This is a genomic window from Kosakonia sp. Marseille-Q7440, from assembly GCF_965119485.1.
Map to the genome: position 1 here is coordinate 1,587,812 of NZ_CBCPLT010000001.1, position 20,947 is coordinate 1,608,758.

At 56.8% G+C, this 20,947-nt stretch carries 21 protein-coding genes; 17 read left to right on the top strand and 4 right to left on the bottom strand.

Annotated features, from left to right (window positions below):
* The first annotated feature begins 14 nt into the window (after positions 1–14).
* The gene (gene flgL / locus ACWPW2_RS07215) at positions 15–983 is read left to right on the top strand and encodes a flagellar hook-associated protein FlgL (RefSeq protein ID WP_279791832.1); all 969 of its coding nucleotides are present in this window, start codon (positions 15–17) and stop codon (positions 981–983) included.
* A gap of 84 nt (positions 984–1,067) precedes the next feature.
* Here the strand turns inward: flgL and ACWPW2_RS07220 are convergent, their stop codons facing one another.
* Positions 1,068–2,279 carry an MFS transporter gene (locus tag ACWPW2_RS07220; protein ID WP_200579352.1) on the bottom strand — a complete coding sequence of 404 codons (1,212 nt, stop codon included), beginning with the start codon at positions 2,277–2,279 and terminating at the stop codon, positions 1,068–1,070.
* A gap of 137 nt (positions 2,280–2,416) precedes the next feature.
* Between ACWPW2_RS07220 and ACWPW2_RS07225 the strand changes: the two genes are divergently transcribed.
* Positions 2,417–3,355 (top strand): LysR family transcriptional regulator, encoded by a 939-nt coding sequence (locus ACWPW2_RS07225; RefSeq protein WP_023481555.1) that lies wholly within the window; start codon positions 2,417–2,419, stop codon positions 3,353–3,355.
* Positions 3,356–3,395: 40 nt separating this feature from the next.
* Here ACWPW2_RS07225 and rne read toward each other — a convergent pair whose 3' ends face one another.
* Entirely contained in the window at positions 3,396–6,659 is a 3,264-nt protein-coding gene (gene rne / locus ACWPW2_RS07230; protein ID WP_454122105.1) for a ribonuclease E, read from the bottom strand.
* Positions 6,660–6,730: 71 nt separating this feature from the next.
* Here rne and ACWPW2_RS07235 point away from each other — a divergent pair, with 71 nt between their 5' ends.
* Positions 6,731–7,123 carry a DUF2655 domain-containing protein gene (locus tag ACWPW2_RS07235; protein ID WP_023481669.1) on the top strand — a complete coding sequence of 131 codons (393 nt, stop codon included), beginning with the start codon at positions 6,731–6,733 and terminating at the stop codon, positions 7,121–7,123.
* 108 nt (positions 7,124–7,231) lie between these two features.
* Positions 7,232–8,185 carry a 23S rRNA pseudouridine(955/2504/2580) synthase RluC gene (gene rluC / locus ACWPW2_RS07240; RefSeq protein WP_023481636.1) on the top strand — a complete coding sequence of 318 codons (954 nt, stop codon included), beginning with the start codon at positions 7,232–7,234 and terminating at the stop codon, positions 8,183–8,185.
* Between the two features lie 31 nt (positions 8,186–8,216).
* Here the strand turns inward: rluC and ACWPW2_RS07245 are convergent, their stop codons facing one another.
* Both ACWPW2_RS07245 and ACWPW2_RS07250 read right to left on the bottom strand, forming a co-directional pair.
* Positions 8,217–9,368 carry a dienelactone hydrolase family protein gene (locus ACWPW2_RS07245; RefSeq protein WP_454122108.1) on the bottom strand — a complete coding sequence of 384 codons (1,152 nt, stop codon included), beginning with the start codon at positions 9,366–9,368 and terminating at the stop codon, positions 8,217–8,219.
* An 85-nt stretch (positions 9,369–9,453) separates the two neighbouring features.
* Entirely contained in the window at positions 9,454–10,038 is a 585-nt protein-coding gene (locus ACWPW2_RS07250) for a Maf family protein (protein WP_454122110.1), read from the bottom strand.
* 141 nt (positions 10,039–10,179) lie between these two features.
* Between ACWPW2_RS07250 and yceD the strand changes: the two genes are divergently transcribed.
* The 13 genes from yceD to ACWPW2_RS07315 all read left to right on the top strand — a co-directional run bounded on the left by yceD (position 10,180) and on the right by ACWPW2_RS07315 (position 20,819).
* Entirely contained in the window at positions 10,180–10,701 is a 522-nt protein-coding gene (gene yceD / locus ACWPW2_RS07255) for a 23S rRNA accumulation protein YceD (RefSeq protein WP_023481686.1), read from the top strand.
* Between the two features lie 16 nt (positions 10,702–10,717).
* Entirely contained in the window at positions 10,718–10,891 is a 174-nt protein-coding gene (rpmF, locus tag ACWPW2_RS07260) for a 50S ribosomal protein L32 (RefSeq protein ID WP_006819481.1), read from the top strand.
* Between the two features lie 79 nt (positions 10,892–10,970).
* Positions 10,971–12,059, top strand: a complete 1,089-nt coding sequence (gene plsX / locus ACWPW2_RS07265) for a phosphate acyltransferase PlsX (RefSeq protein WP_454122113.1) — start codon at positions 10,971–10,973, stop codon at positions 12,057–12,059.
* Between the two features lie 6 nt (positions 12,060–12,065).
* A complete protein-coding gene (locus ACWPW2_RS07270) occupies positions 12,066–13,019 on the top strand; it encodes a beta-ketoacyl-ACP synthase III (protein WP_023481420.1) in 954 nt (317 codons plus the stop codon).
* Positions 13,020–13,035: 16 nt separating this feature from the next.
* Positions 13,036–13,965: an ACP S-malonyltransferase gene (gene fabD / locus ACWPW2_RS07275; protein ID WP_023481388.1), complete on the top strand. Its 930-nt coding sequence runs from the start codon at positions 13,036–13,038 to the stop codon at positions 13,963–13,965.
* A gap of 12 nt (positions 13,966–13,977) precedes the next feature.
* Positions 13,978–14,712 carry a 3-oxoacyl-ACP reductase FabG gene (gene fabG, locus ACWPW2_RS07280; RefSeq protein WP_023481790.1) on the top strand — a complete coding sequence of 245 codons (735 nt, stop codon included), beginning with the start codon at positions 13,978–13,980 and terminating at the stop codon, positions 14,710–14,712.
* A gap of 154 nt (positions 14,713–14,866) precedes the next feature.
* Positions 14,867–15,103, top strand: a complete 237-nt coding sequence (acpP, locus tag ACWPW2_RS07285) for an acyl carrier protein (protein WP_000103754.1) — start codon at positions 14,867–14,869, stop codon at positions 15,101–15,103.
* Positions 15,104–15,193: 90 nt separating this feature from the next.
* Positions 15,194–16,435, top strand: a complete 1,242-nt coding sequence (fabF, locus tag ACWPW2_RS07290; RefSeq protein ID WP_279791823.1) for a beta-ketoacyl-ACP synthase II — start codon at positions 15,194–15,196, stop codon at positions 16,433–16,435.
* A gap of 112 nt (positions 16,436–16,547) precedes the next feature.
* Positions 16,548–17,363, top strand: a complete 816-nt coding sequence (pabC, locus tag ACWPW2_RS07295) for an aminodeoxychorismate lyase (RefSeq protein WP_454122116.1) — start codon at positions 16,548–16,550, stop codon at positions 17,361–17,363.
* Positions 17,360–18,382: a cell division protein YceG gene (gene yceG / locus ACWPW2_RS07300; RefSeq protein WP_454122119.1), complete on the top strand. Its 1,023-nt coding sequence runs from the start codon at positions 17,360–17,362 to the stop codon at positions 18,380–18,382. Before pabC ends, yceG begins: the two co-directional genes overlap by 4 nt.
* Positions 18,372–19,013 carry a dTMP kinase gene (gene tmk, locus ACWPW2_RS07305; RefSeq protein ID WP_454122121.1) on the top strand — a complete coding sequence of 214 codons (642 nt, stop codon included), beginning with the start codon at positions 18,372–18,374 and terminating at the stop codon, positions 19,011–19,013. The genes yceG and tmk overlap by 11 nt, the downstream gene beginning before the upstream one ends.
* Positions 19,010–20,014, top strand: coding sequence for a DNA polymerase III subunit delta' (gene holB, locus ACWPW2_RS07310; RefSeq protein WP_279791820.1), 1,005 nt, complete (start codon positions 19,010–19,012; stop codon positions 20,012–20,014). Before tmk ends, holB begins: the two co-directional genes overlap by 4 nt.
* A gap of 10 nt (positions 20,015–20,024) precedes the next feature.
* Entirely contained in the window at positions 20,025–20,819 is a 795-nt protein-coding gene (locus tag ACWPW2_RS07315) for a metal-dependent hydrolase (protein WP_270220685.1), read from the top strand.
* Positions 20,820–20,947: the final 128 nt, after the last annotated feature.

Consider the following 20,947-nt stretch of genomic DNA (forward strand, 5'->3'; position numbering starts at 1 on the left):
GTAAGAGGTGAGTCATGCGTATTAGCACGCAAATGATGTACGAACAAAATCTGCGCGGCGTAACCAATGCTCAGGGCAAATGGTTAGGATACGGCGAGCAGATGACAACCGGTCAGCGCGTTAACCGCCCGTCTGATGATCCGATCGCCGCCTCGCAGGCGGTGGTGATCTCCCAGGCGCAGGCGCAAAACACGCAGTACGATACGGCGCGCACCTTCGCGAAGCAGAAAGTTTCCCTTGAAGAGAGCGTGTTGCAGCAGGTGACTACTGCCGTCATAGGCGCACAGAGCAGCATTGTGAAAGCGGGCAATGGCTCCTTGAGTGATGATGACCGCGCTTCAGTAGCCGCCGAGTTGCAGGGCTTTCGCGATCAGTTATTGAACCTCGCGAACAGCACCGACGGTAACGGCCGCTACATTTTTGGTGGCTACCGCACTGAAAACAAGCCGTACGATGCCACAGGCAACTACAGCGGCGGTACCGACGCCATTACCCAGCAGGTTGATGCGGCGCGTACGATGGTGATCGCCCATACCGGTGACCAGGTATTCAACACCGTCACCAGTAATGCGACTAAAGAGCCTGTCGATCCGGCTACGGGCGTTGCGCCTGCGCCGGAAACGGATCTGTTCAAAATGCTCGACACGGCAATTGCAGCGCTGAAGACACCGGTAGCAGGCGACGATACGGCGAAAGCCACGGCGCAGGCCGCGGTGGATAAAACCAGCCGTGGTCTGGGCAACTCCCTGAACAACGTGCTGAGCGTGCGTGCTGAACTCGGTACGCAGCTTAACGAACTGGATACCCTCGATGCGCTTGGCGACGATCGTGCACTGTCGTTAAAGCAGCAGAAGAGTGACCTGATCGATGCTGACTGGAGCTCGGTGATCTCCTCTTACACCATGCAACAAGCGGCATTGCAGGCTTCTTATAAAGCCTTCTCCGATATGCAGGGTATGTCACTGTTCCAGATGAATCGTTAATAACCTTTTTTCTTTGGGCATATCCTGAAACTGGAGTATGTCTGCTATGCCCGCTCTGTCTCTCCAGAGCGGGCCTTTTTTTATCTATGCGTTTTGCTTCGCCTGCTCAAGCTTACGGGCATCGAAGAGACGAATCAGCAGTGCGATAAGCCCCGATACGCTCGCCAGTACCACCACCCCCTGCCATGAGGCGACAGCGTAAAGCTTACTTCCCAGCGCCGAACCCAGCGCCATACCGATAAACACCCCCGTAAAGAGCAGCGCATTGAGACGTCCCCGCGCCTGCGGCTCAAGGCTATAAACCAGATTCTGATGCGCGACGAGGCTCGATTGCAGGCCAAGATCAAACCCGACCGCCGAGAGGGCAATCAGCGCCAGCTGACCATGGGGCGGCAGGGCAGGCAGCAGGAACATCAGGGCGAAGGAGATCGTTACCAGCCCGGCACCGAGCTGCGTGACGCGCTCTGCACCCACTTTATCCGCAAGGCCTCCCGCCAGCGGAGCGGCTAACGCCCCTGCGGCACCGGCAATACCGAATGTTCCGGCAACGGCGCTGCCCAGCTGATAGTGCTCAAGCAGCATCAGCGCCAGCGTCGACCAGAAGGCGCTAAAGGCGATGGACAAAAAGCCCTGCGCCATCGCCGCGCGGCGCAGCGTCGGGTAGCGCTGCCACAGGTGCGCCATTGAGCGCATCAGTGCCGGGTAGCTCAGCGTGGAGTGGGTAGCGAAACGCGGCAATACTGACCACATCAAGAGGCCAATCAGGGCGATGCTGACCGCCGCGAGCTGATACATCACACGCCAGCCAAACGCCGCACCGACAAAGCCGCTGACCGTCCGCGAGAGCAAAATACCGAGCAGCAGGCCTGTCATCACCGTGCCGACCATTTTCCCCTGTTTCCCCGCCGGGGCGAGGATCGCCGCGGCCGGCACAATATCCTGCGCCATGGTCGCCGCCATACCAATTAACAGACTGACAATAAGCAGCGAGGGCAGATGGCTGGTCAGGCTACAGGCCAGCAGTAAGACCGCCAGCGCTGCGCTTTTCACCACAATCAGGCGACGACGATCGTGACGGTCGCCCAGCGGCAACAGAAAGAGAATGCCGAGCGCGTAACCGGCCTGCGTGAGCGTCGGTACCAGCCCCATGCCGTTAATGGTCAGATGCAGATCGCTGCCCATCAGCGGCAGCAGCGGCTGCGAGTAGTAGATGGCCGCAACGCTGAATCCCGCGCCGAGCGCCAGCGCAAAAAAGATGCCGTTTGCCATACGGGCAGAGAGCGATTGGTGGTTCATATGGTGTCCCCGAAGAGATAAAGCTGTGAATGCGTAGTCAGGCTACGGTGTGAGCGCATTTTTACCCATGGCACGGTGGCGCGGTAGTCAGCGCAGTGGTAAAACGGTTATACGTGTAACGTATAGGCATAAAGATTATGAGGCGACAAGAGCGTATAGATCGGGTGGACTTAATGCGGACCTTTATCCGCATTGTTGAGGCAGGCTCGCTGTCAGCGGCGGCCCGCCAGCTGGAGACCACACAGGCAACCGTTAGCCGTCGTTTGCAATCGCTGGAGACGCTGCTTGGCGTCAAGCTGCTGCTGCGCACCACCCATGCTATGAAGCTCACTGATGACGGCGAGCGCTGTTATCAGCATGCAAAGCGGGTGGCGGATGCCTGGGTGGCGCTGGAGGACGATCTCAGCCAGTCCGACGACGAACCGGTCGGCATGCTGCGGGTGCGCGCCCCGCATGCTTTTGGTCAGCAGCAATTGCTGGTGCCGCTGACGCAGTTTCTTGAGCGTCATCCGCAGCTGACGGTGGAGTGGATGCTGAATGATAAAACCGTTGATTTTCTTAGCGCCAATATTGACTGCGCCATTCGCGTCGGTGCAGAAGTCGATCCGGCTACCGTATCGGTGCTGCTAGCCGAAGTGCCGCGCAGCCTGGTGGCGTCGCCCGCGCTGCTGGAACGCTTTCCTGCCATTGAGACGCCGCAGCAGCTGAGCAACTTACCGTGGGTGGCGCTGAGTACCTTCTATCAGCATCAAATCGCGCTCTATGCGCAGGATGATGACCAGTCGGTGCAGGTAGCCATCTCGCCGCGCTTGTTTACCGACAGCCTTTACGCCGCGCGCAATACGGCACTCGCCGGGCTGGGGGTGACGTTAATCTCCAGCTGGGCGGTGGAGGAGGATATCCGCAGCGGCAAGCTGGTGACGCTTTTACCGCAATGGCAGGCCGCACCGTTGCCGGTCCATCTTGTCTATCCGTGGGCGCGCTACTATCCGGCGCGGCTGCGTAAATTTTTGCAGCTGATGCGGGAAGTGATGCCGGGGCTGAGCGGGATGCGCCAGCCGGAAATGCGGACATAAAAAAAGCCGACCCGGAGGTCGGCTTTTTGCAGCGTTTAACTTACTCGACTGCTGGCGGTTTGGTCGCCGGCGCGGTGGCGGTATGCGTGGCGCTGTGACCGCCCGCAGAACCTTTACCGTCGAAGTTGAACGCCGGGCGAACCCAGTCGCTGTGGCGCGGTGCTTCCTGCACATATGCAGGGGCAGGCGCTTTGGTCATCGGCGCGGTTGCATGGCTGTGCACGACCACCGGTGCGTCGGCTTTCACCGGCGCAGGGGTTTCCGCTTTCACCACAGCAGGAGCTTCAGCTTGCACTGGAGCTTCAACTTTAGCTGGAGCCGGTGCTTCAACTTGCGCCGGAGCAACTTCTTCAGCAACCGGTGCAGGCGCAGCCTCTTCTTTCACCGGCTCTGCGTTTTCAGCAACCTGCTCTGCGACAGGGCGATCTTCCTCAGCAATCAGCTGCGGCTGCTCGTCTACCGGGGCAGAGATCGCTTCCGGATGGGTCGTTTCGATCTCGACCGGAGCTGGCTCTGCAACCTCTGCCTGCGGTTCAACCACTTCTGGCTGCTCGCTGGCAGGTGCGGTTTCAACCGGTGCCTGCGGCTCAACAACGTCAGCCGGCGCGGCGGTAACCTGCTGCGCTTCAGCTACGGCTGGGGCAACTTCATGCTCTGGTGCATGCTGCTGCTCGGTTTCCAGCGCGCTGTTCTGCTGGATCTCCTGCTGCTCTTCCTGCGCACGCGGCACCGGATAGCGAACCCACACTTTACCGGAAGCCATCTCCGGCGAGGCGCAGGCGATAGTCAGCGGCATGGCGGACTGTACCGGGTAGCGCTCGTCACGGTAGCGACGGCGGCGCTGACCGCTGACGCGCAGGTGACGCGGGGAGCGGCGTGAGCGGCGCGGCATGGTGTTTTCACGCGCTTCACCGTTCTCTTCCTGCTCCAGAACCGGGGCGTTTTCAACCACAGCCGGCAGATCGACTTTCGCGACCTGAGTGTGCTGCTGCTCCGGCGCGGTCTCTGCAACGGTTTCGTCAATAACGGTTTCAGCACGGTTGTCATCGATGCGCACTTTCTGGCTCAGCTGGCGCTGTTTGCGGCGCGGCATTACCTGAACACGCTCTTCCTGTTCCGTTTCCTGAGCTGGCAGCTCTTCGCGGATCGGCTCTTCACGGTTCAGCTCTTTGACTTCCTGCTGCGCCTGACGCTTGTCATCGCCGCGGCGGCGGTTGCGTTCACGACGTGAAGGCTGCTGCTCGTCGCGGGTTTTCGCTTTATCCGACTCGTCTGTGACGGTGTTCTGGCGCGGTTCGCGATTTTCCGCGTTCTGCTGCGGTTTTTCGCGACGGTTGCGGCGGTTATCTTCGCGACCTTCGCGGCTCTCACGACCTTCGCGGTTGTCACGATTGTCGCGGTTGTCACGTCCTTCGCGCCCCTCGTTGCCTTCGCTACGGGAATCACGTGAATCGCGGCGATCGTTACGGTCGCGACGGTTGCTTTGACGCGGTTTACGACGCTCCTGCGAACGCTCAGGTTTCGCCTCTTTCTTCTCTTCCTTCACTTCAACCGGTGCGGGCGCTTCTTCGCCAGCAAACAGGTTTTTCAGAGCAGAGACGATGCGGCCAAACAGACCCGGTGCCGCGGTAGTGGTAGCGGCAGGCTGTGCCTGGGCTGTAGGCGCGGGCTCCTGGGCTTGCGGCGCAGGCGGCACGTCCGGCATCACAAAGGTAGCGAGGGCAGGCTGCTCAGGCAGTTTACGCTCGGCATACTCCTCTTCAGACGGCAGCGCCATCTCCTCTTCATGCAGCTTCGGCAGCAGGTAGCTGAGGGTTGGCGTCTCTTCGCCTTTACGTACGCGCAGCACCGAGTAGTGCGGCGTTTCCATCTGATCGTTCGGCACGATGACGCAGCGCACGCCGCCCTGACGGGCTTCGATGGCGCTTACAGCGGCGCGTTTTTCGTTCAGCAGGTAAGAGGCGACCGGCACCGGCACAATCGCATGCACTTCCTGGGTGTTCTCTTTCAGCGCTTCTTCTTCAATCAGACGCAGAATGGAGAGCGACAGGGATTCGTTGTCACGAATGGTACCCGTACCGCTACAGCGTGGGCAGACGTGGTGGCTCGACTCACCCAGCGATGGGCTCAGACGCTGGCGGGACATCTCCAGCAGGCCGAAGCGGGAGATATGGCTAATCTGGATACGCGCACGATCCTGGCGCACGGCTTCACGCAGACGGTTTTCAACCGCGCGCTGGTGGCGTACCGGGGTCATGTCGATAAAGTCGATAACGATCAGGCCGCCGAGGTCGCGCAGACGCAGCTGGCGGGCAATCTCATCTGCCGCTTCGAGGTTGGTGTTGAACGCCGTCTCTTCAATGTCGCCGCCGCGGGTTGCACGAGCGGAGTTGATGTCGATGGCAGTCAGTGCTTCGGTACTGTCGATAACAATCGAGCCGCCGGAAGGCAGACGCACTTCACGCTGGAAGGCGGATTCGATTTGCGACTCAATCTGATAGTGGCTGAACAGCGGGATTTCACCGGTGTAGAGCTTAATTTTGCTGCTGAAATCCGGACGACCCAGCGCGGCGATATGCTGGCGAGCCAGCTCCAGCACTTTCGGGTTATCAATCAGGATTTCGCCAATGTCCTGGCGCAGATAGTCGCGGAAAGCGCGAACGATAACGTTGCTCTCCTGATGAATCAGGAACGGAGCCGGACGACTCTCTGCGGCTTTCTGGATCGCTTCCCAGTGTTTCAGGCGGAAGCTGAGATCCCACTGCAGCGCTTCGGCAGATTTGCCAACGCCCGCGGTACGTACGATAAGACCCATGCCGTCCGGCAGTTCGAGGCTCGACAGCGCCTCTTTCAGCTCGGTACGATCGTCGCCTTCGATACGGCGAGAGATGCCGCCCGCGCGCGGGTTGTTCGGCATCAGAACGAGGTAGCTACCGGCGAGGCTGATAAAGGTGGTCAGCGCCGCGCCTTTGTTGCCGCGCTCTTCTTTGTCGATCTGGACGATAACTTCCTGGCCTTCACGCAGGACATCTTTGATGTTCGGACGGCCATGCGCGTTGTAGTTGGCGGGGAAGTATTCGCGAGCGATCTCTTTGAGGGGGAGGAAACCGTGACGTTCAGCGCCGTAGTCAACGAAGGCAGCTTCAAGGCTCGGTTCAATGCGGGTGATTTTACCTTTGTAGATATTGGCTTTTTTCTGTTCATGCCCGGGGCTTTCGATATCCAGGTCGTACAGACGTTGCCCATCAACAAGTGCGACACGCAACTCTTCTTGCTGAGTTGCGTTGATTAACATTCTTTTCATCGTAACTTACTCATTATTCTTACATTGACGACTAAGCTGCGGGCAAGATTTTGCCTTTCCGGGGAGAACCGATGGCCTCGAGTCTATTACGCGTCGCCAACCTCACGGTTGTCGCTCGCTTAAGAGGCGCAGTGTGTCGGTTGCCTGCATTTCCTGTGGAAAATACAGCGCAATTATCAGGGGAACAGCCTGGGAAAAACTCTCCAGAGAAGATTCCATCTACCGGTAAGGACTGCAACCCGCAGCCCGCTAACTGCCTGAAAGATCAATACGTCTTACGCCATTGCTGCGTGTATGATCGGACAGGCAAAACTGGTCATTCCGCTCATTTACTTGTTTTAGCAAAATTCAACACGGAAAACGGCAACATTATTCCTTGCGAACCCTGTTATAGCAAGCTGACTTTTACCATTTATCACCCGGTTACTCACAGTTTCTTCACCTTTGCCCGGAGATTGGTTTAATAACCACCGAATCAACTGTATGAAACGCTGTTTACCGAATGTAATAGTCAATATAAGCATATAAAAATGAGTGGCGCTATTCAGCGTGGCTATTTAGAATCGCCTCCCATGAAAACTGAGACATTAGCCGTAAAATTTGTTGCTATCACCGCAGACGAAGCGGGGCAACGCATTGATAACTTTTTGCGTACGCAGTTGAAGGGCGTACCGAAGAGCATGATCTACCGTATTTTGCGTAAAGGCGAAGTACGTGTGAATAAAAAGCGCGTAAAACCAGAATATAAACTGGAAGATGGCGATGAAATTCGTATCCCGCCGGTGCGCGTAGCCGAAAAAGAAGAAGAGGCAGTTTCGCCGCACCTGCAAAAGGTCGCCCAGCTTAATGACGTCATTCTCTACGAAGATGATCATATTCTGGTGCTGAATAAACCCTCTGGCACCGCGGTACACGGCGGCAGCGGCCTCAGTTTCGGCGTGATCGAAGGGCTGCGTGCGTTGCGCCCGGAAGCGCGCTTCCTCGAACTGGTCCATCGCCTCGATCGCGACACCTCCGGCGTGCTGCTGGTGGCGAAAAAGCGTTCGGCGCTGCGTTCGCTCCATGAGCAGCTGCGCGGTAAAGAGATGCAGAAAGATTACCTGGCGCTGGTGCGCGGGCAGTGGCAATCCCACGTGAAAACCGTGCAGGCACCGCTGCTGAAAAATATTTTGCAGAGCGGTGAGCGCATCGTACGGGTTAACAGCGAAGGCAAACCGTCGGAAACGCGCTTCAAAGTGGAAGAGCGTTACGCGTTCGCCACGCTGGTACGTTGCAGCCCAGTGACGGGGCGTACGCACCAGATCCGCGTCCATACCCAGCATGCCGGTCATCCCATTGCTTTTGACGATCGCTACGGCGACCGCGAGTTTGATAAGCAGCTTGCCTCAACCGGCTTATCACGCCTCTTTCTGCATGCGGCGGCGTTGAAGTTCACCCACCCGGCAACCGGCGAGACGCTGCGCATCGAAGCGCCCCTCGACAATGCCCTTAAGCACTGCCTGACGACGCTGCGTAACGCAAAATAAGCTCTCTCCCCTCCGTTGCGGAGGGGGGCGTTTACGGCTTCAGCCACTTGTCCAGCCACGGAAAGACCTCATCCTGCTGCTGCTGATAAAAAACATGGCCCAGCTCGGGCCAGCTTTTGGTCACCAGTTTCTCATCGGCATGCTGCGATGCCCAGACGCGGTGCACTTTCTCAAAGGCCTCTTCGACCGCTTGCGGCGGGAAGAGCTTATCTTTGCCGCCGCTGAAGATGAGCATCGGCTTTGGTGCCGCGAGACTGGCGATATCGGGAATATCCATCAGCGCCGGCATACCGGGATGCAGCATATAAAAGGCTGACTGCCCGCGCAGCACATTATTCCCGGGCTGCATCAGGCCGTTGTAAGTGCCGAACCACGAAATCACCGCCGTTGCGGCCACCTTGTCACTAAGGGCAGCCAGTTGCCAGGCGCGGAACCCGCCCATGGAGAAGCCCAGCACGCCGACGCGTTTACTGTCGACGCCCGCATGTGCGGCGATAAAATCGACGGTGCGCATATCTTCATACGCCACTTCGCCCGCAAGTGAACGGCCCAGGTTGAAGTAGTTGCTGGCCAGCGCCTGCTGTTGTTCATAGACCATTGGCCCGCGATCGCCCCAGCCGGGGCTGTCGATAGCGATAACCGCATACCCGCGCTGTGCCAGCTCGTCGCCAATAAATTTTCCGCTAAAGAATTTATCCGCCCACGCCTGTGCGCTGGCGAGCTTTTTGGCGTCATTCCACGGTCGGATTAATTTCTCTTTGCCAATATCAAACTTCGAACCGTGATCATGCAGAAGCACCACCGCCGGATGCGGGCCGGGCGTTTTCGGCATCAGCAGCAGGGCTGAAATGCGGTTGTCGTCGGTAATGTTCAGCGCCAGTTTTTCTGCGGTGTAGCTGCCGCGATCCTCTTTGCTTATTGTCTCGGGCGCGAAGATTTTGCTGGCATCGGGGGTGAGCAGGGCGGCGCGAAAGCGTTGACGGCCCTCTGTTTGCCATTGATTAAAATCAGAGTAGTGGCCGGAGAGCCAGGAGTCGGGGTAGAGCATTTGCGCTTTCAGCGCGGGCCAGCTCGCCGGGAGATTGCCTTCGACGACGCCTTCGGTTTGCCACGTCTCTTGCGCGCTGGCCGCAGCGGAAATCAATAACGCGGCGGCCAGCGCCCCTTTGCACGAAATCTTCATCACCATCCCTCGAATTAAAACGCCGTTTTAATATTGAGTGTGACTCTACAGGTCGTGTCCTAAACAATCTGTGATCGCCTAAGCATTAGCTTAACAACGGGTTGCGCTCCTCACGGCGCAGCATCTGGCACAGCGCAATCAGCGGTAGCCCGACCAGCGTATTCGGATCGCGCCCCTCAAGCCGCTCGAACAGGGCGATGCCCAGCCCTTCGCTTTTAAAACTGCCGGCACAATTAAGCGGGCGCTCTTTGCGCACGTAGTCGTCAATCTCCTGCTCATTTAAATGACGGAAATGGACGTCGAAGGGTTCACACTCCGTTTGCAAATGTCCGGTTGCCGAATTAAACAGCGCAAGTCCCGTATAGAAGGTGACAATATTTCCGCTCGCTTTCAGCAATTGCTGGCGTGCATTCTCTTCCGTATGCGGTTTGCCGTTAATTTCGCCATTTAATACGCACACCTGATCGGAGCCAATTATCAGGTGATGTGGATATTTTTCCGCCAGCGACTGCGCTTTTTCCTGAGCAAGGCGCAGCACGAGGTGGCGGGGCGTTTCACCGGGATGCGGTGTTTCGTCGGTTTGCGGCGCTGCACACTCAAAGGGGAGGCCGAGTTTTTCCAGCAGCGCGCGACGATAGGGTGAAGTTGAAGCAAGAATAAGAGGAGACATATTTTTTCCACCAAATATGGCTTAACGATGAGAGGCAAATTAAACTGTAGGCCGCAATGTGTGCGAATAATTGGCAAAAGGCAACCGCAGGCTGCCTTTTTCTTTGACTCTATGACGTTACAAAGTTAATATGCGCGCCCTATGCAAAAGGTAAAATTACCCCTGACTCTTGATCCGGTTCGTACCGCTCAAAAACGCCTTGATTATGAGGGTGTCTACACTCTCGATCAGGTCGAGCGCGTCGCCGATTCTGTTGTCAGCGTAGAAACTGATGTGGAGTGCTCCATGTCGTTTGCTATCGATAATCAGCGTCTGGCGGTGTTAACCGGCGATGCGAAGGTTACGGTAGCTCTCGAGTGCCAGCGCTGCGGGAAACCGTTCACCCATCACGTCTACACAACGTATTGTTTTAGTCCTGTGCGTTCAGACGAACAGGCTGAAGCACTGCCGGAAGCGTATGAGCCGATTGAGGTTAACGAATTCGGCGAAATCGATCTGCGGGCGTTGGTTGAGGATGAAATCATTCTCGCCTTGCCTGTAGTTCCGGTGCATGATTCTGAACACTGTGAAGTGTCCGAGGCGGACATGGTCTTTGGGGAATTGCCTGATGAAGCGCAAAAACCCAATCCATTTGCCGTATTAGCCAGCTTAAAGCGTAAGTAATTGAGGAGTAAGGTCCATGGCCGTACAACAGAATAAACCAACCCGTTCCAAACGTGGCATGCGTCGTTCCCATGACGCGCTGACCGCAGTCACCAGCCTGTCTGTAGACAAAACTTCTGGTGAAACCCACCTGCGTCACCACATGACCGCTGACGGTTTCTACCGCGGTCGCAAGGTTATCACTAAGTAATCACGCGCAAGCGTGATGAAGCTTAGTGAGGCTTTCCCCGCTCAGGCGGGGATAAACCGAACCAGGCTCTGACGATACCTTGACACGTCTAACCCTGGCGTTAGATGTCATGGGGGGCGATTTTGGCCCCTCCGTGACAGTGCCTGCAGCTTTGCAGGCACTGAATTCTAATTCGCAACTCACTCTCCTGTTAGTCGGTGATCCCGACGCAATCACGCCATTACTTGCCAAAGCTGATTTCGAGCAGCGCTCTCGCCTGCTTGTTGTTCCTGCACAGTCAGTTGTTGCCAGTGATGCGCGCGCGGCGCAGGCGATCCGTAATAGTCGTGGTACGTCAATGCGTATCGCGCTGGAGCTGGTGAAAGAGGGGCGCGCCCAGGCCTGCGTCAGCGCAGGTAATACCGGGGCGTTGATGGGGCTGGCGAAACTGCTGCTTAAACCCCTCGACGGTATTGAGCGTCCGGCGCTGGTGACGGTATTGCCGCATCAGCAAAAGGGCAGAACCGTGGTGCTCGATCTGGGTGCGAATGTCGATTGCGACAGCACGATGCTGGCACAATTCGCCGTAATGGGTGCCGTCATGGCGGAGGAGATCCTGGAGATCGCCAACCCGCGGGTCGCTCTGCTCAATATTGGTGAAGAGGAAAGCAAAGGCCATGACAATATCCGCGAAGCTGCCGCGTTGTTACGCGAAGCGCCATCCATCAACTACATTGGTTACCTGGAAGCGAACGAATTATTAACCGGCAAGACGGATGTGCTGGTGTGTGACGGTTTCACGGGAAACGTCACGCTAAAAACCATGGAAGGGGTTGTCAGAATGTTTCTTTCGCTGCTGAAATCGCAGGGCGAAGGGAAAAAAAGGGCGTGGTGGCTCATCTTACTCAAACGTTGGTTACAAAAAAGTCTGATAAGTCGATTCAGCCACCTCAACCCCGACCAGTATAATGGTGCCTGTCTGTTAGGATTGCGCGGCACAGTGATTAAAAGTCACGGCGCAGCCAATCAGCGCGCGTTTTGCGTCGCGATTGAGCAGGCAGTGCAGGCGGTGCAGCGGCAAGTCCCACAGCGGATTGCCGCTCGCCTGGAATCTGTGTACATCGCGTCGGCTTCGTCTGCACTGGGCAACGAAAGCAAGAACGTATGTATATTATCCAAGAGTGACTGAGCGCACATGTATACAAAGATTATTGGTACCGGCAGCTATCTGCCAGAACAGGTTCGAACAAACGCCGATTTAGAAAAAATGGTCGATACCTCCGACGAGTGGATTGTCACGCGTACGGGTATCCGTGAGCGTCGTATTGCTGCGGCAAACGAGACTGTATCGACTATGGGCTTTGAGGCCGCTAAACGCGCGCTCGAGATGGCCGGCATCGATAACGATCAGATTGGCTTAATCATTGTCGCAACCACTTCAGCGACCCACGCTTTCCCAAGCGCTGCCTGCCAGATCCAGAATATGCTGGGAATTAAAGGCTGCCCGGCGTTTGACGTTGCCGCCGCCTGCGCAGGTTTTACCTATGCCCTGAGCATTGCCGATCAGTACATTAAATCCGGTGCGGTAAAACATGCGCTGGTGATCGGCTCCGATGCGCTGGCGCGCACGCTCGATCCAGAAGATCGCGGTACGATTATCCTCTTCGGTGACGCCGCGGGCGCTGCCGTGCTGGGCGCTTCAGAGGAGCCGGGCATTATCTCCACGCATATGCACGCTGACGGAAGCTATGGCGAACTGCTGACGCTGCCGAACCTCGATCGCGTAAACCCGGAAAATCCGACCTATTTAACGATGGCGGGTAACGAAGTCTTTAAAGTTGCCGTCACCGAACTGGCGCATATTGTTGACGAAACGTTGGCTGCCAACAACCTTGAGCGCAGCGAGCTGGACTGGCTGGTGCCGCATCAGGCGAACCTGCGTATTATCAGCGCGACGGCGAAAAAACTCGGCATGTCGATGGATAATGTGGTGGTTACACTCGATCGTCATGGCAATACGTCTGCCGCCTCCGTGCCTTGCGCACTGGATGAAGCGGTGCGTGACGGGCGCATCAAAGCTGGCCAGCTGATCCTGCTTGAAGCCTTTGGCGGCGGGTTCACCTGGGGCTCTGCGCTGGTACGTTTCTGAGTATAAGGACAAAAAAATGACGCAATTCGCATTTGTGTTTCCGGGACAGGGCTCCCAGACTGTCGGCATGCTGGCCGACATGGCAGCCACCTGGCCGGTTATCGAAGAGACTTTCCAGGAAGCTTCAGCGGTGCTGGGCTACGATCTCTGGGCGCTGGTTCAACAAGGCCCGGCGGAAGAGCTGAATAAAACCTGGCAGACGCAGCCTGCACTGTTGACGGCCTCCGTCGCGCTGTGGCGCGTATGGCAGCAGCAGGGCGGCAAAGCCCCTGCGCTGATGGCGGGTCACAGCCTTGGCGAATACTCTGCGCTGGTTTGCGCGGGCGTGATCGCCTTTGCTGACGCGGTTCGCCTGGTTGAACTGCGCGGTAAGTTTATGCAGGATGCCGTTCCGGCAGGTACCGGTGCGATGTCCGCAATTATCGGTCTTGATGACGCCGCAATTGCACAGGCGTGTGAAGCCGCTGCCGAAGGGCAGGTCGTCTCGCCGGTAAACTATAACTCACCGGGTCAGGTGGTGATTGCGGGTCATAAAGAAGCCGTTGAGCGCGCAGGGGCTGCCTGTAAAGCCGCTGGTGCAAAACGTGCGCTGCCGCTGCCGGTAAGCGTTCCTTCCCACTGCGCGTTGATGAAACCTGCGGCGGAGAAACTGGCTGCTGAGCTCAGCAATATTACTTTTAATGCGCCGCAGATCCCTGTCGTGAATAACGTCGACGTGGCGTGTGAAACGACACCGGAAGCGATTCGCGATGCGCTGGTGCGCCAGCTCTACAGCCCGGTTCAGTGGACCAAAAGCGTTGAGTTTATGGCGTCGCAGGGCATTGAGCACCTGTATGAAGTGGGCCCGGGTAAAGTCCTCACCGGCCTGACTAAACGTATTGTTGACACCCTGACAGCCTCGGCGTTGAACGAGCCGGCGGCCATGTCAGAGGCACTTGCGCAATAAAAGAGGAAGACCATGAGTTTTGAAGGAAAAATCGCGCTGGTTACCGGTGCAAGCCGCGGTATTGGCCGCGCAATCGCCGAAACCCTCGTCGCCCGCGGCGCGAAGGTGATTGGTACTGCGACCAGCGAAAGTGGCGCGCAGGCAATCAGCGATTATCTGGGTGCGAACGGTAAAGGTCTGCAGTTAAATGTGACCGACCCTGCATCTATCGAATCTGTGCTGGAAAACATTCGCGCTGAGTTTGGCGAGGTCGATATTCTGGTGAATAACGCCGGGATTACTCGTGACAATCTGCTAATGCGTATGAAAGATGATGAGTGGAACGATATTATCGAGACCAATCTTTCATCTGTTTTCCGTCTGTCAAAAGCGGTAATGCGAGCTATGATGAAAAAGCGTCATGGGCGTATTATCACTATCGGTTCTGTGGTTGGTACCATGGGAAATGCCGGTCAGGCCAACTACGCTGCGGCGAAAGCGGGTCTTATCGGTTTTAGTAAATCGCTGGCGCGTGAAGTTGCGTCCCGCGGTATTACAGTAAACGTTGTTGCTCCGGGTTTTATTGAAACGGACATGACGCGTGCGCTATCTGACGATCAGCGTGCGGGTATTCTGGCGCAAGTGCCTGCAGGCCGTCTCGGCGGTGCGCAGGAAATCGCCAGCGCGGTTGCATTTTTAGCCTCTGACGAGGCGGGTTACATCACTGGTGAAACCCTGCACGTCAATGGCGGAATGTATATGGTTTGACCACGATGAAATTTATTTGCGTTATTGGGGTGAAAGGCCTCAAAATAGCGTAAAATCGTGGTACGAACTGCCGGGATTTAGTTGCAAATTTTTCAACATTTTATACACTACGAAAACCATCGCGAAAGCGAGTTTTGATAGGAAATTTAAGAGTATGAGCACTATCGAAGAACGCGTTAAGAAAATTATCGGCGAGCAGCTGGGCGTTAAGCAGGAAGAAGTTACCAACAATGCTTCCTTCGTTGAGGACCTGGGCGCTGATTCTCTTGACACCGTTGAGCTGGTAATGGCTCTGGAAGAAGAGTTTGATACTGAGATTCCGGACGAAGAAGCTGAGAAGATCACTACCGTTCAGGCTGCCATTGATTACATCAACGGCCACCAGGCGTAAGTGAACATCTCCAGGCGGTCATTCGACCGCCTGAGTTTTATCTAAGCAATCTCACGAATCTCTTTTTTTATCCCTCCCTGGAGGACAAACGTGTCTAAGCGTCGTGTAGTTGTGACCGGACTTGGCATGTTGTCTCCTGTCGGCAATACCGTAGAGTCTACCTGGAAAGCTCTCCTTGCCGGTCAGAGTGGCATCAGCCTGATCGACCATTTCGATACTAGCGCCTATGCAACCAAATTTGCTGGCTTAGTAAAGGATTTTAACTGTGAAGATTACATTTCGCGCAAAGAACAGCGCAAAATGGACGACTTCATTCAATATGGAATTGTCGCTGGTATTCAGGCCATGCAGGATTCCGGCCTGGAAGTAACAGAAGAAAACGCCTCGCGTATTGGCGCGGCTATTGGTTCTGGCATTGGTGGTCTCGGACTGATCGAAGAAAACCACAGCTCCCTCGTTAAGGGTGGGCCGCGTAAAATCAGCCCGTTCTTCGTTCCATCGACCATTGTGAATATGGTGGCTGGCCATTTGACCATTATGTTTGGTCTGCAAGGCCCCAGCATTTCAATTGCGACTGCCTGTACATCAGGCGTGCATAACATTGGTCACGCCGCACGTATCATTGCCTATGGCGATGCCGATGCGATGCTGGCAGGTGGTGCGGAAAAAGCGAGTACGCCGCTTGGCGTCGGTGGTTTTGGCGCAGCGCGCGCTCTCTCCACGCGTAACGACAATCCGCAGGCCGCAAGCCGCCCGTGGGATAAAGACCGTGATGGTTTTGTCCTCGGCGATGGCGCAGGCATCATCATGCTGGAAGAGTACGAACACGCGAAGAAGCGCGGTGCGAAAATTTATGCTGAAATCATCGGTTTTGGCATGAGCAGCGATGCTTACCACATGACTTCTCCGCCGGAAAACGGCGCGGGTGCGGCGAAAGCGATGATTCATGCGCTTCGCGATGCGGGCATTGAGCCGTCTCAGATTGGCTACGTAAACGCACACGGCACTTCAACACCTGCGGGCGATAAAGCCGAAGCGCAGGCAGTGAAGTCCGTATTCGGCGACGCAGCTTACAGCGTGATGGTCAGCTCGACCAAATCCATGACCGGCCACCTGCTCGGTGCGGCGGGTGCAGTAGAATCTATCTACTCCATCCTGGCACTGCGCGACCAGGCTGTACCGCCAACCATCAACCTCGATAACCCGGATGAGGGTTGCGACCTTGATTTCGTGCCGCATGAGGCGCGTCAGGTTAGCGGTCTGGAGTACACCCTGTGTAACTCCTTCGGCTTCGGTGGTACCAACGGCTCGCTGATCTTCAAAAAAGTGTGATCAACCTGCCGTATAAAGGCCCGCTTGCGGGCCTTTTCTATTCTGATTTATCCCCCTTGTCCTCGGCTTTTCATCCTGCCAAACTGTCTGCCTATGCATACAAGGAGTCGCTATGTTCTTGATTAATGGCACAGAGCAGGCCTCGCTTGCGGCCAATGACCGGGCGACGCAGTTTGGTGACGGCTGTTTTACCACCGCGCGCATTATCGACGGGCAGATCCAGTTTGCCGCCGCTCACCAGCAGCGCCTGCATCAGGGGTGCGAGCGCTTAGCGATCCCTTTTGCTGAATGGTCTGCGCTTGAGCAGGAGATGACCATGCTGGCGAAAGAGCACGATGAAGGCGTCATCAAAGCGGTGATCACGCGCGGCGTGGGCGGGCGTGGCTACAGCCCGGCCAACTGTTCTGCGCCGACGCGCATTGTCTCCTTTGCACCCCGGCCCGCGCACTATGCGCGCTGGCAGCAGGAGGGCGTCTCCCTTGCGCTTAGTGAGATCCGTCTGGGGCGCAACCCTGCGCTTGCCGGTATCAAACACCTTAACCGGCTGGAGCAGGTGCTTATTCGCCTCGGGCTTGAAAAAACCGACGCCGATGACGCACTGGTGCTCGACAGCGACGGTTGGATCACCGAGTGCAGTGCGGGAAATATCTTCTGGCGGCAGGGTAAAACGGTGTTCACCCCCAGGCTCGATCAGGCGGGCGTTGACGGCATTATGCGGCAATACTGCCTGCGCCAGCTGGCATCTTCTGCGTTTAACGTTGCCGAAGTGAACGCCGGGCTCGATGCGCTGGCACTGGCAGACGAAGCCATTATTTGTAACGCGCTGATGCCGGTTGTGCCGGTTCGCCAGTGGGCGGACAGGCAGTGGCAGGCGCGCGATCTGTACCATTTTTTAGCCCCTCTTTGTGAGCGCATAAATCCATTATGAAAAAACTCTTTGGCGTTGTACTCATTCTGCTCGCAGTACTGGTTATTGCCGCAGGCGCTGGTGCCTGGAAGGTGCGGCAGCTGGCGGACAGCAAAATATTGATCAAAGACGAAACCATCTTCACCTTGCCGGCAGGCACCGGGCGCACAACGCTGGGCGAGCTGCTCTATCGCGAAAAGGTGATTAATCGCCCGCGCGTGTTCCAGTGGTTACTGCGCCTGGAGCCCGATCTCTCACACTTCAAAGCCGGGACCTACCGCTTCACGCCCAATATGACCGTGCGTGAGATGATGCAACTGCTGGAGAGCGGTAAAGAGGCGCAATTCCCGCTGCGTTTCGTTGAGGGGATGCGGTTAAGCGATTACCTGAAACAGCTGCGCGACGCGCCATACATCAAACACACGCTGAAAGATGATGACTACGCGACCGTAGCGCAGGCGATAAAAATGGCGCACCCGGAGTGGGTCGAAGGGTGGTTCTGGCCTGACACGTGGATGTACACCGCCAATACCACCGACGTCGCGCTGTTGAAACGTGCGCATCAAAAAATGGTGCAGGCCGTTGCCCGCGCCTGGGAAGGGCGCGCCGAAGGTCTGCCCTATAAAGATGAAAATCAGCTGGTTACCATGGCCTCGATTATTGAGAAAGAGACCGCCGTCGCCGGTGAGCGCGACCGGGTGGCCTCGGTGTTTATTAACCGGCTGCGCATCGGGATGCGTCTGCAGACCGATCCGACGGTAATCTACGGGATGGGGGCGCGATATAGTGGTAAGCTGTCGCGCGCCGATCTGGAGGCACCGACGGATTACAACACCTATGTCATTAATGGCCTGCCGCCGGGACCGATTGCCACGCCGGGTGAAGCCTCACTCAACGCCGCGGCGCATCCGGCAAAAACGCCATATCTCTATTTTGTTGCCGACGGTAAAGGCGGGCATACGTTTAACACCAATCTCGCCAGTCATAACCGATCGGTGCAGGAGTACCTGAAAGTACTTAAGGAAAAAAATGGGCAGTAAATACATCGTCATTGAAGGGCTGGAAGGCGCGGGCAAAACCACCGCGCGGGATGTCATTGTTGATACGCTGAAAATGCTCGGCGTTGGCGACATGGTGTTTACCCGCGAGCCGGGCGGCACGCTGCTGGCGGAAAAACTGCGCAGCCTGGTGCTGGATATCCGCTCCGTCGGGGATGAAGTGATCACCGATAAAGCCGAAGTGCTGATGTTTTACGCCGCCCGCGTTCAGCTGGTGGAGACGGTTATCAAACCCGCGCTGGCGCGCGGAAGCTGGGTCATTGGCGATCGCCACGATCTCTCCACCCAGGCCTACCAGGGCGGCGGACGCGGTATTGACCAAACTCTGCTCACCACGCTGCGCGACGCGGTGCTCGGCGATTTCCGCCCCGATTTAACCCTTTATCTTGATGTAACGCCAGAAGTGGGCCTTAAACGCGCCCGTGCGCGCGGCGAGCTTGACCGTATTGAGCAGGAGTCACTCGATTTCTTTAACCGCACACGTGCGCGCTATCTGGAACTGGCGGAACAGGATCCGAGTATTCGTACCATTGATGCCACCCAGTCGCTGGAAGAGGTTGTAGCCGATATTCGCCGCACCGTCAGCGCATGGGTGGAGGAGCAGGGCGCATGAAATGGTATCCGTGGCTACGGCCGGACTTTGAACAACTGGTCGCCAGTTATCAGAGCGGGCGCGGGCACCACGCGTTACTGATCCATGCCCTGGAAGGGATGGGCGACGATGCGCTGATCTACGCCATCAACCGCCTGCTGCTCTGCCAGACGCCGCAAGGAAATAAAAGCTGCGGTCACTGTCGCGGCTGCGAATTAATGCAGGCGGGTACCCACCCCGATTATTACGTGCTTGCGCCGGAGAAAGGGAAGTCGACGCTGGGTATTGATGCGGTGCGTGAAGTGAACGAAAAGTTGTATGAGCACGCCCGGCTCGGCGGCGCGAAAGTCGTCTGTCTGCCGGATGCCGCACAGCTCAGCGACGCCGCCGCCAACGCGTTACTCAAAACGCTTGAAGAGCCGCCGGCGCAGACATGGTTTTTCCTCGCCTGCCGCGAGCCCGTGCGGCTGCTGCCCACTCTGCGTAGCCGCTGTCGTATGCATCACTTAGCGCCGCCCGCAGAGAATTACGCCGCGACGTGGCTTTCGCGTGAAGTGACAATGTCACAAGATGCGATTCTCACCGCGCTGCGCCTCTCGGCCGGCTCGCCAGGCGCTGCCCAAATGTTGTTGCAGGATGATAAGTGGAAGCAGCGCCAGGCGCTGTGCGAGGCGGCAAACGCAGCGCTTACCGGCGGTGACTGGCTGGCAGTGCTGCCCGCGCTTAATCATGACAATGCCCCGGAGCGCCTGCAGTGGCTCGCTTCACTGATCCTTGATGCGCTGAAGCTGCAGCAAGGCGCAACACTTGTTACCAATGTTGATGCTCCGGCGCTGGTGCAGGGCTTTGCCCACCAGTGGCGCAGCGACACGCTGCATGCGCTTTTACATGCGCTGTTTACCTGCCGCGAGCAGTTGCTGAGCGTTGTTGGCGTTAACCGTGAACTGCTGCTGACCGATTTACTGTTAAATGTGGAGCGTTACCTGCACTCCGGCGTGACGCTCCCTGTATCCCATCTATAAGAGAGACATTATGTTTTTAGTCGACTCGCACTGCCATCTTGATGGCCTTAACTATGAAACGCTGCATAAAGATGTGGACGATGTGCTGGCGAAAGCCGCCGCGCGCGATGTGAAGTTCTGCCTCGCGGTCGCCACTACGCTGCCTGGATACCGGTCAATGCGTGAATTAGTCGGCGAGCGTGAGAATGTGGTCTTCTCCTGCGGCGTACATCCGCTTAATCAGGATGAAGAGTACGAGGTGGAAACCCTGCGCCAGCTGGCGGCAGAAGAGGGTGTGGTGGCTATGGGTGAAACCGGCCTCGACTACTTCTATACCCCGGAAACCAAGCCGCGCCAGCAGGAGTCCTTCCGCAACCATATCCGCATTGGGCGTGAGCTGAATAAACCGGTGATTGTGCATACGCGTGACGCGCGCGCCGATACGCTGGCGATTTTACAAGAAGAGAAGGTGCAGGATTGCGGCGGCGTACTACACTGCTTTACCGAAGATCGTGAAACGGCCGGTAAGCTGCTGGATATGGGCTTTTATATCTCCTTTTCCGGCATCGTCACTTTCCGTAACGCCGAGCAGTTACGCGACGCCGCGCGCTATGTGCCGCTCGATCGCCTGCTGGTGGAGACCGATTCGCCTTATCTGGCACCGGTGCCGCACCGCGGGAAAGAGAACCAGCCTGCCATGACGCGCGATGTTGCAGAGTATATGGCGGTGCTGAAGGGCGTCTCCATTGAAGAGCTTGCCCAACAGACGACGCAAAACTTTGCCCGCCTGTTCCATATTGCCCCGTCGCGTCTGCACATAGCATGAAAAGCAGCTTATTTTAGTACTCGTAATTAATACCCGATAAGAGTAAAGTTCACCGCCATAAAATGGGCGGTGAAGGTTACAATTTGACCTAAACAGAGCGGTAAATGTAAGCCAATGTGACTTTTCTT

What these genes read in the sequence shown, in the direction of transcription:
- fabG (WP_023481790.1), top strand. Translation starts at nt 13,978, where the DNA reads ATGAGTTTTGAAGGAAAAATCGCGCTGGTTACCGGTGCAAGCCGCGGT.
- ACWPW2_RS07250 (WP_454122110.1), bottom strand. Translation starts at nt 10,038, where the DNA reads ATGTCTCCTCTTATTCTTGCTTCAACTTCACCCTATCGTCGCGCGCTG.
- pabC (WP_454122116.1), top strand. Translation starts at nt 16,548, where the DNA reads ATGTTCTTGATTAATGGCACAGAGCAGGCCTCGCTTGCGGCCAATGAC.
- ACWPW2_RS07225 (WP_023481555.1), top strand. Translation starts at nt 2,417, where the DNA reads ATGAGGCGACAAGAGCGTATAGATCGGGTGGACTTAATGCGGACCTTT.
- ACWPW2_RS07315 (WP_270220685.1), top strand. Translation starts at nt 20,025, where the DNA reads ATGTTTTTAGTCGACTCGCACTGCCATCTTGATGGCCTTAACTATGAA.
- ACWPW2_RS07245 (WP_454122108.1), bottom strand. Translation starts at nt 9,368, where the DNA reads ATGAAGATTTCGTGCAAAGGGGCGCTGGCCGCCGCGTTATTGATTTCC.
- yceD (WP_023481686.1), top strand. Translation starts at nt 10,180, where the DNA reads ATGCAAAAGGTAAAATTACCCCTGACTCTTGATCCGGTTCGTACCGCT.
- rpmF (WP_006819481.1), top strand. Translation starts at nt 10,718, where the DNA reads ATGGCCGTACAACAGAATAAACCAACCCGTTCCAAACGTGGCATGCGT.
- rluC (WP_023481636.1), top strand. Translation starts at nt 7,232, where the DNA reads ATGAAAACTGAGACATTAGCCGTAAAATTTGTTGCTATCACCGCAGAC.
- yceG (WP_454122119.1), top strand. Translation starts at nt 17,360, where the DNA reads ATGAAAAAACTCTTTGGCGTTGTACTCATTCTGCTCGCAGTACTGGTT.
- ACWPW2_RS07270 (WP_023481420.1), top strand. Translation starts at nt 12,066, where the DNA reads ATGTATACAAAGATTATTGGTACCGGCAGCTATCTGCCAGAACAGGTT.
- ACWPW2_RS07235 (WP_023481669.1), top strand. Translation starts at nt 6,731, where the DNA reads ATGGCCTCGAGTCTATTACGCGTCGCCAACCTCACGGTTGTCGCTCGC.
- flgL (WP_279791832.1), top strand. Translation starts at nt 15, where the DNA reads ATGCGTATTAGCACGCAAATGATGTACGAACAAAATCTGCGCGGCGTA.
- acpP (WP_000103754.1), top strand. Translation starts at nt 14,867, where the DNA reads ATGAGCACTATCGAAGAACGCGTTAAGAAAATTATCGGCGAGCAGCTG.
- tmk (WP_454122121.1), top strand. Translation starts at nt 18,372, where the DNA reads ATGGGCAGTAAATACATCGTCATTGAAGGGCTGGAAGGCGCGGGCAAA.
- rne (WP_454122105.1), bottom strand. Translation starts at nt 6,659, where the DNA reads ATGAAAAGAATGTTAATCAACGCAACTCAGCAAGAAGAGTTGCGTGTC.
- fabD (WP_023481388.1), top strand. Translation starts at nt 13,036, where the DNA reads ATGACGCAATTCGCATTTGTGTTTCCGGGACAGGGCTCCCAGACTGTC.
- ACWPW2_RS07220 (WP_200579352.1), bottom strand. Translation starts at nt 2,279, where the DNA reads ATGAACCACCAATCGCTCTCTGCCCGTATGGCAAACGGCATCTTTTTT.
- holB (WP_279791820.1), top strand. Translation starts at nt 19,010, where the DNA reads ATGAAATGGTATCCGTGGCTACGGCCGGACTTTGAACAACTGGTCGCC.